Genomic DNA, 16,718 nt, shown 5'->3' with positions numbered 1-16,718 from the left:
CTAGGGGAGGGTGATCTTGTCCGGCTGGTCCTCGATGGACCGCGGCTGCTGGGCGGCCACCGTGTTCTGCTCGGTGTCCTTCCGCTGGAACTGCCGCATCATGCCGCCGATGAGTGACGGACGTCCCTGCGACTTCGAGTAGACGTCGAAGGCGACGGCGACGAGCAGGACCAGACCGCGGATGATCTGCACCTTGTTGGACTCGAGGCCCATCAGCTGCAGGCCGTTCGACAGCAGCGCCATCACGAGACCACCGATGATGGAACCGGAGATCGTGCCGACACCACCGGCCACGGCGGCGCCACCGACGAACACGGCGGCGATCGCGTCCAGCTCCCAGCCGGTGCCGTCCGCGGGTCCGGACGCACCGGAGTAGGCGACGAACACCATGCCGGCGACGGCGGCGAGGACGGACATGTTCATCATGACGAAGAAGTTGACCTTCTTCGCGGAGACACCGGACAGGACGGCGGCGCTGGAGTTGCCACCGACGGCGTAGACCTGGCGACCGAAGATCGTGTTCTTCGTGACGAAGCCGTAGACGATCGTCAGGACACCGAGGATGATCGCGACGATCGGGACCGAGGTACCGACCGGGCCGGCGCCGAACAGGTACGTGGCGACGAGCGTGACGGCGACCAGGATGCCGGTGCGCACGACGGAGACCCACAGCGGCGGGACCTCGGCCTGCATCTTGCGGCGCCGTGCGCGTCCGCGCGCCTCGATGATGATGAGTGCGGCGATGGTGGCGAGGCCGAGCAGGAGCGTGCCGTTGCTGTAGCCGAAGTCGGGCCCGAAGTCACCGAGGAAGCCGGCGCCGATCGGGGTGAAGCTGTCCGGCACGGGGACCGACGTCGAGTTGCCGATGATCTGGTTGACGCCACGGAAGATGAGCTGCCCGGCCAGCGTCACGATGAACGCCGGGACGCGGACGAAGGCCACCCAGAACCCCTGCCAGGCACCGATCACGGCGCCGACGGCCAGGCCGAGCAGGATCGCGGCCCAGACCGGGAAGTTCCACACCGCGATCGACTGGGCCACGATGATGCCGACGACTGCCGCGACCGAGCCGACCGACAGGTCGATGTGGCCGGCGATGATCACCATGACCATCCCGAGCGCCAGGATGAGGATGTAGGAGTACTGCAGGAACAGGTTGATCACGTTCGTGGGCTCGAGGATCAGCCCCTGGGTGGTGATCGCGAAGTACGCGAGCAGCACGATGAGCGCGATGATCATGCCGTACTGGCCGATGCTGTTGCCCTTGCCGAAGAGCAGTTTCAGGTTGTTCATGAGGCGGTGGCGCCCTTCCGCGCGGAGGTCATGCTGCGCATGAGCGATTCGGGATCGGCCTGGTCGGCCGGGAGGTCAGCGGTGATCTGGCCCTCGAAGATGGTGTAGATCCGGTCGGAGAGACCGAGGAGTTCCGGCAGCTCGGACGAGATGAGGATGATGCCCTTCCCCTCGGCCGCGAGCTGCTGGATGATCCCGTAGATCTCGAACTTGGCGCCCACGTCGATGCCGCGGGTCGGTTCGTCGAGGATGAGGATGTCCGGGTCGGTGAACATCCACTTGGACAGGACGACCTTCTGCTGGTTGCCGCCGGACAGCTTGCCGACGTTCTCCTCGACGCTCGGCACCTTGGTGCGGAGCATCTTGCGGTACTTCTCGGCGACCGAGTACTCCTCGAGCGAGTCGACGACACCGGCCTTCGAGATCTTCTGCAGGTCGGCGGAGACCGTGGACCGCTTCACCGTGTCGAGCAGGTTGAGGCCGAGGGCCTTGCGGTCCTCGGAGACGTAGCCGATGCCGTGCTGGATCGCCTGCTGGACGTTGGTGACCTTGATCTCGTGGCCGTCCTTGATGATCTCGCCGCCGAGCCAGGTGCCGTAGGAACGACCGAACAGGCTCATCGCGAGTTCGGTACGACCGGCACCCATCAGGCCCGCGAACCCGACGATCTCGCCGCGCTTCACGTGGAAGTTCGAGCCCTTGCAGACCAGACGCGACGCGTCGAGTGGGTGCTGCACGGTCCAGTCTCGGACCTCGAAGAAGGTCTCGCCGATCTTCGGGGTGCGGTCCGGGAACCGGCTCTCGAGCGAACGGCCGACCATGCCGCGGATGATGCGGTCCTCGTTGACGCCGTCGCCCTTGACGTTCAGCGTCTCGATGGTCTTGCCGTCACGGATGATCGTGATCTCGTCGGCGATCTGCTCGATCTCGTTGAGCTTGTGGCTGATGATGATGCTCGAGATCCCCTTGGCCTTCAGCCCGACGATCAGGTCGAGCAGGTGCTGCGAGTCGTTCTCGTTCAGGGCCGCGGTCGGCTCGTCGAGGATGAGGAGCTTGACGTCCTTGTGCAGGGCCTTCGCGATCTCGACCAGCTGCTGCTTGCCGACACCGATGTTCTTGATCTGCGTGTCCGGGTCGTCGGCCAGGCCGACGCGGGCGAGCAGGTCCTGGGCGCGGAGCTGCGCGGCGGTCCAGTCGATGCGCCCGAAGCGTCCCGGCTCGTTTCCGAGGAACAGGTTCTCGGTGATCGAGAGCTCCGGGATCAGCGCGAGCTCCTGGTGGATGATCACGATGCCGGCCTGTTCCGACTGCTTGATGTTCGCGAAGCGGACCTCTTCGCCCTCGAAGACGATCTCGCCGTCGTAGGTGCCGTAGGGGTAGACGCCCGACAGGACCTTCATCAGGGTCGACTTGCCGGCGCCGTTCTCACCGCAGATCGCGTGGATCTCACCGGCGCGGACGTTGAGGGAGACCTCGGAGAGCGCCTTGACACCAGGGAACTCCTTGGTGATCGAGCGCATCTCGAGGATGGTCTCGGGTGCGGTGATCGACCGGGTCTCGAGGCCGGTGTCGATCGGGGTTGACGCCACAGTGCATCTCCTTCTGCCGCTGCGATGCGGCAGTTGTTCGGGTGGTTCTGCTGCGGCAGCGAAAGGGCGCAGGTGGCCTGCGTGGACTTCGTTGTCGCGTCCGGTGCCCCGCTGGTGTGACGCTCATGTGAACGGTCACATCGGCTGGACGGAGGTAATTTACGCACAGCCCCGGTGCGGCTGTCAATTCGGATTGGTCGCGTTTTCGTAACGGCCTGCGTGATCCCGCACGAACGTCCCCCGGACGGGAGGCACGGTGCCGGTCCGCCCCGCGTCCTGCGGATCGACCGTGGGCGCGTCACCGGCCGCGCGGGGCTCCCGTGGACGCGCGCACGACGAGTTGCGGGACGATGTCGATCGGGCGGAGCAGCTCGTCCTCGCCGGGCAGGAGCAGGTCGACGCAGCGGCGGCCGAGCTCGGCGAAGTCGACCTGCACCGTGGTGAGCGGTGGCCAGAAGTGCTTCGCCTCGGGGATGTCGTCGTAGCCGACCACCGACAGGTCGCCCGGCACGTCGAGCCCGTAGGAGCGCGCTGCGTGCATGACGCCCAGGGCCATCTGGTCGTTCGAGCAGAACACCGCCGTGCAGTCCCGCCACCGCAGGAGTTCGCGGCCGGCGTGGTAGCCGAAGTCCGCCGTCCAGTCGCCCAGGATCGGCGGGACGACGGACATGTCGCGGTCCGACATGGCGCGCAGGAAGCCCTGCATGCGGGCGTCCGCCTCGATCCAGTCCTGCGGGCCGGCGATGTGCCGGATGTACTCGTGGCCCAGGTCGAGCAGGTGCTCGGTGGCGAGCCGCGCGCCCTCCATCTGGTCGACCCACAGGGCCGTCGGGTCCTCGCCGACACTGGCCCGCATCGTCACGTACGGCGTGCGGATGCCGAGTTCCTCGATCAGGTCGAACACCCGCTGCTGGGGTGCGATGACGACGATGCCCTCGACGTCCAGGTCGAGCAGGTGCCCGAGCCCCTCGCGCACGGCGGTGTCGGTCGCCTCGGCGATGTTCGCCGTCGTCACCGAGTACCCGCGCAGCATCGCCGCGTCCTCGATCGCCTGCAGTGCGACCGCCGGGCCGTAGTGGGCGCGCCGGGCCGTCAGGACGCCGATCGTGTGGGTGCGGCTCGTGACGAGGGCCCGCGCCGCACGGTTCGGCCGGTACTGCAGCTGCTCCATCGCCGCCAGCACCTTGTCGCGTGTGGCGTCGCGGATGGCGTCGGAGTTGTTCAGCACCCGCGAGACGGTCTGGTGGGAGACGCCCGCGATCCGTGCGACGTCACGGATGCTGGGCGAACGCGGTTGCTGTGCCCGCGATGACGCCATTGCTGCTCGTTTCCGCCCGGGGCCGTGGCACGTCGATGTGCACGTTCACATTCCGGGCCAGATCATTATGCACGTCCGGCGGATCGACGCCACCTGAACGTCCTCGAGGCTGCGGCCCGGCGGCGTGCCGGGCCGCAGCCTCGCTGCGCCCTCGCTGCGCCCTCGCGGCGCGTCAGAGCCAGTTGCGCTTGCGGAAGATCGCCCAGAGCACGCCCATCAGGGCGAGCATGCCGAGGATCGCGACCGGGTAGCCGTACCGCCAGTGCAGCTCGGGCATGTGGTCGAAGTTCATCCCGTAGACACCGGCGATCAGCCCGGGGGCGAACAGGATCGCCGCCCACGACGAGATCTTCTTGACCTCCTCGCCCTGACGGTGCGCGGCGCGGGCGAGCTGCCGGCTCTCCTCGCCCTGCGCCAGGCTCGCGCTGGTCATCCGCCGCATCGCCTCGTTCTGCTCCTGCGACACCAGGGTCGCGTGCAGTGTCAGGGCGTTCTCGAGCAGGGACCGGAACGAGTCCACCCGCTCCGTCACGCGCAGGGCGTGGTCGAGCACGTTGCGCAGTCGGTGCTGCACCTCGTCGTCGACGCCGTACTTGTCGGCCCCGCGGAGCAGACCCTTCACCATCGCGGGCACCGGCTTCGTGGCGCGCTGGAAGGACAGCACCTCGCTGAGCAGCTGGTAGATGCGCTTCGAGACACCGGGGTCGACCTGCCCAGCGAAGAGTTGGTCCTCGATGGCGTCGATGCCGTCCTGCAGCACCTCGACCACCGGGGCGTAGCCGTCCACGACCTCGTCGAGCACCGCGGCGGTCACGGCCTCGGAGCCCAGCGCCAGGAACTCGGGGTCGGCCTCGACCTGGGCGCGGAGTGCCGCGAGGTCGGGGCGCTCGGCGTGCCGGACGCTCACCACGAACCGGTCGCCGACGAACAGGTGCACCTCGCCGAACTCGACCGTGCCCGCGGCGCGGTCGAACCAGGCCGGACGGAGCACCAGGAAGAGCGTGTCGCCGTACCGCTCGAGCTTCGCGCGCTGGTGCCCCTTGCGGGCGTCCTCCACCGCGTTCTCGTGCAGGTCGAACTCGGTCGCGACGGCGTCGAGTTCCTTCGGGTCCGGGCGGAGGAGTCCGATCCACGCCAGGTCGCACCGTGCGACCTCGTGGCGTGCGCCGAGCGACAGGGTCGACGGAGAATCGATGCGACGTCCTTCGACGTAGATCGCGTTGTCGATCATTGCCATGCGCGTGCTCCTCGTGGTCGGGAGCAGGCAGGCGCGATGCCGCGGGCGGGCCGCAGCGGGCGGAGGAGATCTAGGACACGGGCGCGGCGGCGAGGGGGAGGGGCTGCCGGCCCGCGCGAGGATGGTCACCCGACATCGCGCCTCACCTGCCCTTCTCCTGGTCGTGCGGCCGCGGTGCGCAGCCTCGTGGCCACAACCGTGGCCGACGTCCGACCCTACTCCGGACGCACGAGGGAGCCAAGCGCTCGTCCGAGACTCGGCCTGGGCGACGGTTCTCGTGCTCGCCGGCACGAGGAGTGTCGCGGAGCGCGAGTCTCGGCCCAGGCGGCCGCCAGGGTCAGCGGGTGATGTGCAGGCCCGCGGCCTCGAGCTCGGTCAGCTGCCAGCCCAGCCAGGGGCTCCAGCCGAACGGCGCACCGGCGACGGCGGCCCGCAGCGAGTCCTCGGAGACCCAGGCGTACTCGGCGACCTCGTCGTCCGCGGGGGCGGGCAGGTCGTCGGTGACGGCGCGGAACACCGGGCAGACCTCGTTCTCGACGATCCCCGAGGCGTCGACCGCGCGGTACCGGAAGTCCGGCAGCACGAGCTCGACGTCGCGCACGGTGATGCCGAGTTCGCGCGATGCCCGGCGGGCGATGGCGTCCTCGAACGACTCGTCGGGGCCGGGGTGCCCGCAGAACGTGTTCGTCCAGACACCGGGCCACGTCTTCTTCGACAGGGCGCGACGGGTCACCAGGACGTCCCCGTCGGTGTTGCGGACGTGGCACGAGAAGGCCAGGTGGAGGGGCGTGTGGTCTGTGTGCACCGTGAACTTGTCCGCTGTGCCGATCGGGGTACGGTCGTCGGCCAGCAGGACCACGGTTTCCGGGAAAGCGCTCATCTGCACCGATAGGTTAGGCCAATGAGCGAGGAAGCGGCCACCGTGGCGCACATCGACCTCGCGCTCGTCGATGACTGTCTCGAGCGCTTCTTCGTCGTGTCCTCGGCTCGTGCCGCGCGCTACGGCCGTCCGTCCGAGGAACTCTGGCGGGTGCTCCGCAAGGCGAGCCTGGGCGGCAAGCGCTTCCGACCGCGCATGGTCCTGACCGCGTACCTCGGCCTCGGCGGGGACGACGTGCACGCTGCCGCGCACGTCGCCGCGGCTTACGAACTCCTGCACACCGCGCTGGTGGTGCACGACGACGTCATCGACCGTGACTGGGCGCGCCGCGGCCAGCCGAACGTCGCGGGCTCCTACCGCGACGCCGGCACCACCGGTGGGCTGCCGCTGCCGACCGCCGAGCACCGCGGGATGAGCGCCGCCGTGATCGCGGGCGACCTCGCACTCTCCGGCGCCCCTCGGTTCATCGAGTCCTCCGGCGTGACGGGCGAGCGTCGTGGGCGTCTGCTCGAACTGCTCGACGAAGCCGTGTTCGCCAGCGCCGCCGGTGAGATGACCGACGTCGACCTGGCCCTGGGCGTGATGCCGACGGTGGACGAGGTCCTGGCGATGGAACGGGCGAAGACGAGCGTGTACTCGTTCGAGGCACCGCTGCAGTCCGGTGCCGTGCTCGCCGGCGCGCCCGAGACCGTCGTCACCGCGCTCGGCGCCTTCGGCCGCGAGATCGGCATCGCCTACCAGATCGTCGACGACCTGCTCGGGGTGTTCGGCGACGAGACGACCACCGGCAAGAGCGTGCTGGGGGACCTGCGCGAGGGCAAGCGGACCATGCTCATCGCCTACGCGGCCACGACGGACTGCTGGCCGGACATCGCTCCCTACCTGGGTGACCCGGACCTGACCGAGGAACGTGCGGCCGAACTCCGTGCGACCCTGGTCACCTGCGGCGCCCGTGCCGCAGCCGAGTCCCGGATCGCCGACCACGTCGCACTCGCCCGTGCCGAGCTCTCCGGACTGCCGTACGACCTCGCCGACCGCCTGGAGGGCCTCGTGACCGAACTCGTGGAGCGCGCCCGGTGACGACCGACACCACCCGGACCGGCAGTGCGCCGTCCGGTCGGCTCCCCCTGTACGACGCCACGGCCGAGGCGGCGTCGAGCGTCGTCATCGACCGCTACTCGACGTCGTTCGGCCTGGCGAGCCGGTTGCTCGCCAAGGACACCCGCGAGCACATCCGCAACGTCTACGCGCTGGTGCGCGTCGCCGACGAGGTCGTCGACGGTCCCGCGACCGAGGCGGGGCTCGATCCCGACCTGGCACGGACGGTCCTCGACGAGCTCGAGGCCGACACCGAGCGCGCGATCGCCCTCGGCTTCTCGGCGAACCCGGTCGTGCACGCATTCGCCCGGAGTGCACGGGTCACGGGCTTCGGCGCGGAGCTCACCAAGCCGTTCTTCGCGTCGATGCGGATGGACCTGGAGCGCACCGAGCACGACGACGCCTCGTTCGCGGCGTACGTGTACGGCTCGGCCGAGGTCGTGGGGCTGATGTGCCTGCGTGCGTTCGTGTACCGCGCCGGCCGCCCGACCTTCGACCAGGCTGAGCTCGTCGCGGGAGCCCGTGCGCTCGGCGCCGCGTTCCAGAAGGTGAACTTCCTGCGCGACCTGCACGCCGACTTCGAGGTGCTCGGCCGCTCGTACTTCCCGGGGGTCGACATCCGCTCGTTCGACGAGGCCACGAAGCAGCGCCTGGTCGCCGACGTGCAGGCCGACCTCGACCACGCGGCCCGGACGATCCGGCTGCTGCCGGCCGACGCCCGGAACGCCGTCGGGCTCGCGCACGCCCTGTTCCAGGAACTCAACGACCGCATCGCCCGCACGCCGGCGACGCGCCTGGTGACGACGCGCGTGCGCGTCCCGAACCCGGTGAAGGCACGCCTGGCCGCACAGGTGCTCGCCGGACGCGCCCCCGTGCGGTCGAAGGTGGCCACCCGTCGGCCAGGAGGCACGTCATGACCCCGCCCCGCGCCTCCCGTCCGACGGCCGTCGCCGCCACCACCCGGCGCAAGGTGCCCGCCCGACGCGCCGTCGTGATCGGCGGCGGCATCAGCGGACTGGCGTCCGCGGCGCTGCTCGCGCGGGACGGCTTCGCCGTGACCGTGCTCGAGCAGCGGTCGCAGCTCGGCGGCCGTGCCGGTTCGTGGGAGCGCGACGGCTTCCGGTTCGACACCGGGCCGTCGTGGTACCTCATGCCCGAGGTGTTCGACCACTTCTTCCAACTGCTCGGCACCTCGGCCGACGCCGAACTCGACCTGGTCAAGCTCGACCCCGGGTACCGCGTCTACAGCGAGGGCAACGACGAGCCGATCGACCTGCGCGCCGACGCCGAGGCGAACATCGCGCTGTTCGAGTCCGTCGAGCCCGGAGCCGGCAAGCGGATCCGGAAGTACCTCGCCTCGGCCGAGGACACCTACGCGATGGCGATCCGCCGGTTCCTGTACACGACGTTCCAGGACCTCACGAAGCTCGCCGCCCCCGACGTGCTCCGTCGCCTGCCGAAGCTCGCCCGGCTCCTGCTGCAGCCACTGTCGTCCCGCGCTGCCTCGGCGGTCAAGGACCGGCGGCTCTGGCAGATCCTGGGCTACCCGGCCGTGTTCCTGGGCACGAGCCCGTACGCCGCACCGAGCATGTACCACCTGATGAGCCACCTCGACCTCGCCGACGGGGTGCTCTACCCGAAGGGCGGCATCACCGAGGTGATCGCCGCGGTCGAGCGGGTTGCCCGTGCCGAGGGCGCGAAGATCATCGCCGGCGCGAAGGTCGAACGGATCGTCGTCGAGGACGGCGTCGCCACCGGGGTCGTGCACCGCGACCGCGACGGCGTGCAGCACACGGCTCCGGCCGACCTGGTCGTGAGCGCCGCCGACCTGCAGCACACCGAGATGCAGCTGCTCGACCGCGAGCACCGCACCCACGGTGCCGAGCACTGGAAGACCCGCGACCCCGGGCCGAGCGCCGTGCTCGTCTACCTCGGCATCGACGGACCGACGCCCGGCCTGCTGCACCACACCCTGGTGTTCACCGAGGACTGGAAGGCGAACTTCGGCGCGATCTTCGGCAAGGACCGGCACGTCCCCGACCCCGCGTCGATCTACGTCTGCGCGCCGTCGGAGACCGACCCGTCCGTAGCGCCCCGCGGCTCGAGCAACCTCTTCATCCTGGTGCCCCTGCCCGCCGACCTGTCCATCGGCAAAGGCGGGATCGACGGTGCCGGCGACTGGGAGGTCGAGCAGATCGCTGACCGCGCCATCGACGTCGTCGCCGAGCGTTCGGGCGTCCCCGACCTGCGGGACCGCATCCGGGTCCGCCGGACGATCGGCCCGCGCGACTTCGCCGACGACCTCAACGCGTGGAACGGGTCGATGCTCGGTCCCGCGCACACCCTCAAGCAGAGTGCGTTCTTCCGCGAGAAGAACGCGTCGGCCAAGGTCGAGGGCCTGTACTACGCCGGGGCGTCCACGATCCCGGGCATCGGTCTGCCGATGTGCCTGATCAGCGCCGAGGTCCTGCTCAAGCGGATCCACGGTGACACGAGCACCGAACCGCTGCCGACGCCGCTCGGCACCCCGCGGAACCAGGCCGGCACCGTCTGATGCCGGGGCTGTACCTCGCCGGCCTGGTCGTGTCGCTGATCGGCATGACCGTGCTCGACGCCCGCTTCCGGCTGTTCTTCTGGCGAGCGCCGTGGCGTGCGGCTGCGGTGATGGTCGTCGGCGTCGCGTTCTTCATGGTGTGGGACGTCGCCGGGGTCGCGTACGGCATCTTCTTCATCGGCCCGCAGCACCTGCTGACCGGGGTGCTCCTCGCCCCCGAGGTCCCGCTCGAGGAGCTCTTCTTCCTGCTGCTGCTCTGCTACTCGACGATGGACCTGGTCGGCTTCGTCCGGCCCGTCGTGCAGCGGTCGCTCGGACGGCGGCGCCCGTGACCGGCTCCGGCGCCTACGGCCTCTTGGCCCTGCCGTTCTTCGCCGTCGTGGCGGTGGTGGCGGTCGTCGCCGGCATCGTGGCCGCGCGCCGTGCACGAGCGGCGGGACGCGCACCGGGGCCCGGGCGTCGGGTCGCGCTCGTCACGTCGCTCGTCGCCGGGATCGCGCTGCTCGTGATGACGATCGTGTTCGACAACGTCATCGTGACCCTGCGCATCGTCGCCTACGACCCCTCGCTCATCAGCGGCGCGAAGATCGGGGCGATCCCGGTCGAGGACCTCGCGTACGCGATGGCGGCGATCGTGCTGCTGCCGAGCCTGTGGGTCCTGTTCGACCGGACGGGCCTGCGCGACCCGGCCGCCGCGCGCCCCGCGCCCGACCCGACCACCGCACCACCGGAGGACACCCCGTGAACGCCAGCACCGCCTCCAGGCCGTCGACCCTGCGAGCACTGTTCGTCTCGTCGCGTCCGATCAGCTGGGTGAACACCGCCTACCCGTTCGGGGCCGCGTACCTGCTCGGCAGCGGGGTCGGCGTCAGCGTTGACGACAGCGGCGGCGGGTTCTCGCTCGTCGCGTTCCTGGTCGGCGTCGTGTACTTCCTGGTGCCCTACAACCTGGCGATGTACGGCATCAACGACGTCTTCGACTACGAGTCCGACCTGCGCAACCCGCGCAAGGGCGGCGTCGAGGGGGCGCTGCTCGACAAGAGCGTCCACCGCACCACGCTCTGGGCCGTCGTCGTCACGAACGTGCCGTTCCTGGTCGCGCTCGTCGTGCTCGGGGCGGTGAGCGGGAACGGGCCGTGGTCGTGGCTCGTCCTGGCGATCAGCGTGTTCGCCGTCATCGCGTACTCGGCCCCGGGGCTGCGGTTCAAGGAGAAGCCGTTCCTCGACTCCCTGACCTCGTCGACCCACTTCGTCTCGCCCGCGATCTACGGCCTGGCGCTCGCCGGACCGCACTGGACCGGCCAGCTCGTCGCCGTCTGCATCGCGTTCTTCCTGTGGGGGGTCGCCTCGCACGCGTTCGGCGCGGTGCAGGACGTCCTGGCCGACCGGGCCGGCGGCATCGGCTCCGTCGCGACCGTCATCGGTGCGCGGGCGACCGTGCGACTCGCGTTCGTCGCGTACCTGGTCGCCGGCGTCGCGCTGCTGTTCTCGGCGTTCCCGGGGCCGATCGCCGCCGTCGTCGTGATCCCGTACGCGCTCAACGTGCTGCCGTGGTGGAACATCACGGACCAGGGCGCCGAGGCCGCGAACGCCGGGTGGAAGCGGTTCCTCTGGATCAACTACTTGGCGGGGTTCATCGTGACGATGGCGCTCATCGCCTACGCCTTCACGCACTGAGCGCCCGGGTCGCGCTGGTCGCGGTCGGGCTCGGTCGTCCCGTCGGCGTCCCGTCGAGGTTCCGAAATCTCGGCATCTCGACGTCGCCCGGCGCGATCCGTGGAACCTCGGCGCCGCGCACGCGGCATGTCGTGGAACCTCGACGCCCGAACCTCGACGCCCGGCGCGCGCAGCACTGACAGACTGGACGGACGCGTCACGGGAGTCGTGACGCGGCAGCCACGAAGGAGTGCACGCATGACGGTCCGGATCATCCACGTCGGTCTCGGAGGGTGGGGCGGCAACTGGGCCCGCACCGCCATCCCAGAGGTCTCCGAAGTGGAGGTGGTCGGGATCGTCGACCCGGTGCCGGCGACGCTGACCGCCGTGCAGCAGGACCTCGGGCTGCCCGCGTCCGCCGCGTTCGCGTCCCTCACCGAGGCGCTCGCCGGGGTCGAGGCCGACGCCGTCGTCATCACCGCCCCCGCCGTCACCCACGTGCCGCTCGCCCTCGAGGCCCTGGACGCCGGCAAGCACGTCCTGGTCGAGAAGCCGTTCGCCAACACCACGGACGAGGCCGTCACCGCCGTGCGCCGTGCCGAGGAGCTCGGCCTCGTGCTGCAGGTCAGCCAGAACTACCGCTGGTACCCGGCACCGCGCGCCGTGCAGGACCTGCTCGCTGCGAACACCGTGGGCGAGCTCTCCGCGATCAACGTCGACTTCCGGCAGTGGGACAACGACCTGGCGTTCGAGGAACACCCGCACTACAAGTTCCCCCACGCCATGATCAACGACATGGCCATCCACCACTTCGACCTGCTCCGGATGGTCACCGGACAGGAGGCCGTCCGGGTCTTCGCCAAGGCGACCTTCCCGTCGTACAGCAAGTACCAGGACGAAGCCATCGCCTCGATGATCATCGAGCTCGACGGTGGCCTGGTCGTCAGCTACCGCGGCAGCTGGCTGAGCCGCGGCCCCCGCACGGCGTGGGCCGGCGAGTGGAGCATCCAGGGCGAGGACGGCGAACTCTGGTTCACCAGCCGCGACGGAGCCCCGAACGCGGTCGACGGCGACGTGGTCACCCTCCGCCGCACCCAGGACGACGAGGCCGAGCCCGTCAAGCTGCCCGTGCTCGAGCACACCGACCGCCAGGGCGGGCTGCAGGCCTTCGCCCGTTCGGTCGAGGGCGGTCCGGCACCGGCGACGAGCGGCCGCGACAACCTGCGCAGCCTCGCACTCATGGAGGCAGCCGGTCGTTCGGCTGCCAGCGGCCAGCCCGAGGACGTCGTCGTCCCGTCCTGAACGCCGTGACCGGCGAACGGGAGGCCCGTGGCGGGCCTGCCACGGGCCTCCCGTCCGCCCTTGGGTCGCGTCCACTGCCGCAGGAGCGACACGGACCGGGCGGCCGCGCCGCGGCCATCTGGGCGCGCCCCCGGCCCCACCGTGTAGAAACTGGGGAATGGCCAAGGACAGTCTCCCCGAGCTCGAACTCGCGAACGTCCGCACGCGTGAGCGCATGACCGACACCGTCACCGAGCTCAAGCGCCGTGCGAACCTCCCGGCGCGGGCACGGCTCGCAGTCGCGAAGACCCGACAGCGCTGGCACCGTGACCCGACCCCGCTCGTGGCGATGGGCATCACCGGACTCACCGGGATCGCGGCGATCATCACCGGCATCGCGATCCGCAACCGTCCCGCCGGCCACCTGGCGACGCCACCGGCGAGTTCGGCGTTCACCGCGCTGCTGCCCTTCGGCGCGCGCGGCGACGGCCCCTCGGCGAAGGAGCAGGCACAGTCCGGCCGCAAGGGGCGTAAGGCCCGGGCGAAGGCGGCCGAGCAAGCGCTGGACCGTGACCCGGCCCACAAGGCCCGCGTGAAGCAGCAGACCGGCATCGCCGCGGTGCAGCGACGGGCGACCAAGAACCGCAAGGCCGCCGTGAAGCGGTCGAAGCAGGCCCTGAAGGCGCGGGGGTAGTCCGATGGCGCAGGAGCAGCACAAGCCGGACCCGGACGACTCCCGGAAGCCGGACAGTCCCACCGACCTCACCAAGCCCACGCTCGTCTACACGCTGAAGAAGACCCTGCGTGAGTTCTCCAGCGACCAGTGCACCGACCTCGCCGCGAGCCTGACGTACTACACGGTCCTCGCGCTCTTCCCCGGACTGCTGGCCGTCGTGTCGCTCCTGGGCTTGGTCGGGCAGGCCGACAACACGATCAAGACCTTGCTGCAGATCATCGGCAACATCGGGTCCGACCAGGTCGTGAGCCTGATCAAGGAGCCGCTCGAAGGTCTCGTCCGCTCGCCCGCCGCTCCCATCACGTTCATCGTCGGTGTCGTCGGTGCGCTCTGGTCGGCCTCCGGGTACGTCGGCGCCTTCGGCCGGGCGATGAACCGGATCTACAACGTCCGCGAGGGCCGGCCGATCTGGAAGCTCCGCCCGACCATGCTCGGCGTGACGCTCGTCACCGTCGTCCTGCTCGTGCTCGGTCTGCTCGTGCTCGTCTCCGGCCCCCTGGCGCGCAGCTTCGGTGACGTCATCGGCCTCGGAGACGTCGCCGCGACGGTGCTGTTGATCGTGCAGTGGCCGATCCTGCTGATCATCGCGATCGTCACCGTGGCAGTGCTCTACTACTGGTCGCCGAACGTCAAGCAGCCGAAGTTCACCTGGGTCAGCGGCGGATCGATCCTCGCGCTCCTCATCTGGATCATCGCGAGCGTCGGGTTCGGGTTCTACGTCGGCAACTTCTCGAACTACAACGCCACGTACGGCTCCCTCGGTGGGGTCATCGTGTTCCTGCTGTGGATCTGGATCACGAACAACGCGCTGCTGTTCGGTGCCGAGTTCGACGCCGAGCTCGAGCGCGGCCGGCAGCTGCAGGCCGGCATCCGTGCGGAGGAGGACATCCAGCTCCCCGAGCGCGACACCCGCCAGATCGAGAAGCAGGACGAGAAGCGGGCGCAGGACGTGCTCGAGGGGATCAGGATCCGGCAGGGCGCCGACGGCGACTGACCGAATCCGGTAAACTGGTGCAGCGGACCCGCCCCACTCTCGTGGATCAGGCGGGTCTAGCTGTTTCTCCGGGCACGTGCAACGGCGCACCGTTTCGGTCCAGGGGTCGCAGGTGCTGGTCGTACCAATCCCATCCGAACGCGTTGCGTGGGTGCCGATTGAGGTGGATGTTCACCGTGTACGCCACGAGGTCGGCGATCTGCGCCCACTGCGAACGACGGCTGTCATGTGCCACCGGGTCCTCGAGCACTCGGCGCGTCGCCAGCGGAAGGGCACGATGCGCGGATCGGTAGTTCTCGTCGTCACCGTCCATCGTGATGATCCCGAAGGCGTCCTCGGCGGCCAGCTCGCGATCGATCATCGCCACGAGATCGGCGTACGTCTCGTACTTCGCGGCACCCCAGGCCTTCCCGCCCTCAGGTACCCACCGGAAGACCGATCCCACACGGACACCGGGAAGGAAAGTGAGGGTCCGCAGGCATCGCTCGGCGACTTCGCGCCCGAGGTCCTTCCACAGGACGATTGTCGTTCCGTCTGCGCTCTGCGCAACGTGTCGCGCCGGCGGGTGGTCTGCCACCTTGCCGCGACCCTGGGTGTAGTGCGTGCAGTGCAGTTCCCGCGAGACCGGTATCCCGAAGTCCCGTGCCAGTTCCTTCCGGAGATCGAGCCAGGTGCGGAGGGCGGGCGCCCACGACGTCGGCGACACCTCGACCCAGGCGTACACGATCAGCCCGCCGTGCTCGGCGCTCCCCGAGTCATCGACGTAGAAGAGCCGCATGCGCTCGGTGGCGGCTGTGTGACGTTCCATGTACCAGATACTGACGTACTCCAGGCGTCCGCGGGGGTCGGCGCGCTACGGTGCGACCGTGCCCGCCTTCCTCGACGGGCTGCCGTTCTGGCAGCTCGTCCTCGCGCTCTTCGTGATCGTGTTCTGCCGTGCGCAGGCCACGTACTGGGTCGCGCGTCTCGCAGTGACGGGTGCCTCGCGCTCCCGCTGGGGTCGCTGGTTGCACTCGCCGGCGGTCCGCCGCGGCTCAGTGCTCCTCGAGCGCTGGGGCCTGCCGGTGGTGACGGTGAGCTTCGTGGTGGTCGGGCTGCAGACGGTGATGAACGCGGCCGCCGGGCTCGCCCGCGTGGCGTGGTGGCGGTACACGACCGCGATGGTGCCGGGGTGCGTCGCGTGGGCCTTCCTCTACGCCACCGTCGGGCTCGCGGTGTTCTGGGCGGTCGTCGCCGCGCTGGCCGGCTCGCCGTGGGGCATCGCGGCGGTGGCCGTCCTGGTGGCCGTCCTGGTGGTCGCGATGGTCGTCGCGGTGACGGTTCTCCACAGATCACGGAACCGGACGGGAGGCCCGGCCCGGCTTCCGTAGGCTGGCCCACGTGACGACAGAACAGCTCCAGAACCGTCCGGTCGCCCTGGTGACCGGTGCCACCCGCGGCATCGGCCGCGCGATCGCGACCGACCTCGGTCGCACCCACCACGTGTTCGTCGGCGGGCGGAACGCCGAGGCAGTGGACGCCCTCGTCGCCGAGCTGCCGAGCGCCGTGCCGTTCGTCGGTGACCTCGGCGCGGGGGACCTGCCGCCGCTGCCCGACCGGCTCGACGTGCTCGTGCACTCCGCCGGTGTCGAGCAGGGCACGACCATCGCCGACACCCCGCGTGCCGTGTGGGAGCAGGTCTTCGCCACGAACCTGTTCGCGGTCGCCGAGCTCACCCGGGTGGCGCTGCCGGCACTCCGAGCGGTTCGGGGCATCGTCGTGCCGATCAACAGCGGCTCGGGCTTCCACTCCGGCCCCGGCGGTGGTGTGTACGCGGCGTCGAAGTTCGCACTGCGGGCCTTCGCCGACGCCCTGCGCGAAGAAGAGCGGGCGAACGGCGTCCGGGTCTCGAGCGTGCACCCGGGCCGGACGGACTCGGACATGCAGCGGGCGCTGACCGAGAAGCTCGGCGAGGACTACGACACCGCCTACTACCTGGCGCCGGAGGACGTGGCCGCCGCTGTCCGGACGGTCGTCGACCTGCCGGAGCGCGGCACCGTCGATTCGCTCGCGATCCGACCGACCCGACGGCGCTGACAGCGG

At 70.0% G+C, this 16,718-nt stretch carries 17 protein-coding genes; 11 read left to right on the top strand and 6 right to left on the bottom strand.

Annotated elements, in window-relative coordinates:
• The 5 genes from EDF51_RS14505 to idi form a co-directional block, all read right to left on the bottom strand.
• Positions 1 to 1,293, bottom strand: a complete 1,293-nt coding sequence (locus EDF51_RS14505) for a sugar ABC transporter permease (protein ID WP_131844746.1) — start codon at positions 1,291 to 1,293, stop codon at positions 1 to 3.
• Complete coding sequence (gene mmsA / locus EDF51_RS14500; protein ID WP_185002736.1) at positions 1,290 to 2,813, bottom strand: multiple monosaccharide ABC transporter ATP-binding protein; 1,524 nt, start codon at positions 2,811 to 2,813, stop codon at positions 1,290 to 1,292. Before mmsA ends, EDF51_RS14505 begins: the two co-directional genes overlap by 4 nt.
• A gap of 367 nt (positions 2,814 to 3,180) precedes the next feature.
• Positions 3,181 to 4,200 carry a LacI family DNA-binding transcriptional regulator gene (locus EDF51_RS14495; protein ID WP_134195433.1) on the bottom strand — a complete coding sequence of 340 codons (1,020 nt, stop codon included), beginning with the start codon at positions 4,198 to 4,200 and terminating at the stop codon, positions 3,181 to 3,183.
• Positions 4,201 to 4,372: 172 nt separating this feature from the next.
• Positions 4,373 to 5,437 (bottom strand): magnesium and cobalt transport protein CorA, encoded by a 1,065-nt coding sequence (locus EDF51_RS14490; protein WP_132099441.1) that lies wholly within the window; start codon positions 5,435 to 5,437, stop codon positions 4,373 to 4,375.
• Positions 5,438 to 5,774: 337 nt separating this feature from the next.
• Positions 5,775 to 6,317 carry an isopentenyl-diphosphate Delta-isomerase gene (gene idi, locus EDF51_RS14485; protein ID WP_111085474.1) on the bottom strand — a complete coding sequence of 181 codons (543 nt, stop codon included), beginning with the start codon at positions 6,315 to 6,317 and terminating at the stop codon, positions 5,775 to 5,777.
• 21 nt (positions 6,318 to 6,338) lie between these two features.
• Here idi and EDF51_RS14480 point away from each other — a divergent pair, with 21 nt between their 5' ends.
• From EDF51_RS14480 to EDF51_RS14445, 9 genes are all read left to right on the top strand, one after another.
• Positions 6,339 to 7,397: a polyprenyl synthetase family protein gene (locus tag EDF51_RS14480; RefSeq protein ID WP_111085415.1), complete on the top strand. Its 1,059-nt coding sequence runs from the start codon at positions 6,339 to 6,341 to the stop codon at positions 7,395 to 7,397.
• Positions 7,394 to 8,332 carry a phytoene/squalene synthase family protein gene (locus tag EDF51_RS19995; RefSeq protein WP_243698128.1) on the top strand — a complete coding sequence of 313 codons (939 nt, stop codon included), beginning with the start codon at positions 7,394 to 7,396 and terminating at the stop codon, positions 8,330 to 8,332. The genes EDF51_RS14480 and EDF51_RS19995 overlap by 4 nt, the downstream gene beginning before the upstream one ends.
• On the top strand, positions 8,329 to 9,969 hold the full coding sequence (gene crtI, locus EDF51_RS19990) for a phytoene desaturase family protein (RefSeq protein ID WP_243698127.1): 1,641 nt from the start codon (positions 8,329 to 8,331) through the stop codon (positions 9,967 to 9,969). The genes EDF51_RS19995 and crtI overlap by 4 nt, the downstream gene beginning before the upstream one ends.
• Entirely contained in the window at positions 9,969 to 10,301 is a 333-nt protein-coding gene (locus EDF51_RS14470) for a lycopene cyclase domain-containing protein (RefSeq protein WP_111085416.1), read from the top strand. The genes crtI and EDF51_RS14470 overlap by 1 nt, the downstream gene beginning before the upstream one ends.
• Entirely contained in the window at positions 10,298 to 10,714 is a 417-nt protein-coding gene (locus EDF51_RS14465; RefSeq protein WP_166673564.1) for a lycopene cyclase domain-containing protein, read from the top strand. The genes EDF51_RS14470 and EDF51_RS14465 overlap by 4 nt, the downstream gene beginning before the upstream one ends.
• On the top strand, positions 10,711 to 11,646 hold the full coding sequence (locus EDF51_RS14460; protein ID WP_134195430.1) for a prenyltransferase: 936 nt from the start codon (positions 10,711 to 10,713) through the stop codon (positions 11,644 to 11,646). Before EDF51_RS14465 ends, EDF51_RS14460 begins: the two co-directional genes overlap by 4 nt.
• Before the next feature lie 237 nt (positions 11,647 to 11,883).
• Positions 11,884 to 12,927 (top strand): Gfo/Idh/MocA family oxidoreductase, encoded by a 1,044-nt coding sequence (locus EDF51_RS14455; protein ID WP_134195428.1) that lies wholly within the window; start codon positions 11,884 to 11,886, stop codon positions 12,925 to 12,927.
• A gap of 157 nt (positions 12,928 to 13,084) precedes the next feature.
• Entirely contained in the window at positions 13,085 to 13,600 is a 516-nt protein-coding gene (locus EDF51_RS14450) for a hypothetical protein (RefSeq protein ID WP_134195426.1), read from the top strand.
• 4 nt (positions 13,601 to 13,604) lie between these two features.
• Positions 13,605 to 14,636, top strand: coding sequence for a YihY/virulence factor BrkB family protein (locus EDF51_RS14445; protein ID WP_134195425.1), 1,032 nt, complete (start codon positions 13,605 to 13,607; stop codon positions 14,634 to 14,636).
• 46 nt (positions 14,637 to 14,682) lie between these two features.
• Here EDF51_RS14445 and EDF51_RS19985 read toward each other — a convergent pair whose 3' ends face one another.
• Positions 14,683 to 15,414: a DUF3800 domain-containing protein gene (locus EDF51_RS19985; RefSeq protein WP_279586156.1), complete on the bottom strand. Its 732-nt coding sequence runs from the start codon at positions 15,412 to 15,414 to the stop codon at positions 14,683 to 14,685.
• Between the two features lie 88 nt (positions 15,415 to 15,502).
• Between EDF51_RS19985 and EDF51_RS14435 the strand changes: the two genes are divergently transcribed.
• Together EDF51_RS14435 and EDF51_RS14430 are read left to right on the top strand one after the other, a co-directional pair.
• Positions 15,503 to 16,006 carry a VTT domain-containing protein gene (locus EDF51_RS14435; RefSeq protein WP_131881282.1) on the top strand — a complete coding sequence of 168 codons (504 nt, stop codon included), beginning with the start codon at positions 15,503 to 15,505 and terminating at the stop codon, positions 16,004 to 16,006.
• A gap of 10 nt (positions 16,007 to 16,016) precedes the next feature.
• A complete protein-coding gene (locus EDF51_RS14430) occupies positions 16,017 to 16,712 on the top strand; it encodes an SDR family oxidoreductase (protein ID WP_134195423.1) in 696 nt (231 codons plus the stop codon).
• Positions 16,713 to 16,718 lie beyond the last annotated feature (6 nt).

This window comes from Curtobacterium sp. PhB25 (genome assembly GCF_004365375.1).
Classification (GTDB): domain Bacteria; phylum Actinomycetota; class Actinomycetes; order Actinomycetales; family Microbacteriaceae; genus Curtobacterium.
This window is presented reverse-complemented; position numbering and strand designations above follow the sequence as displayed.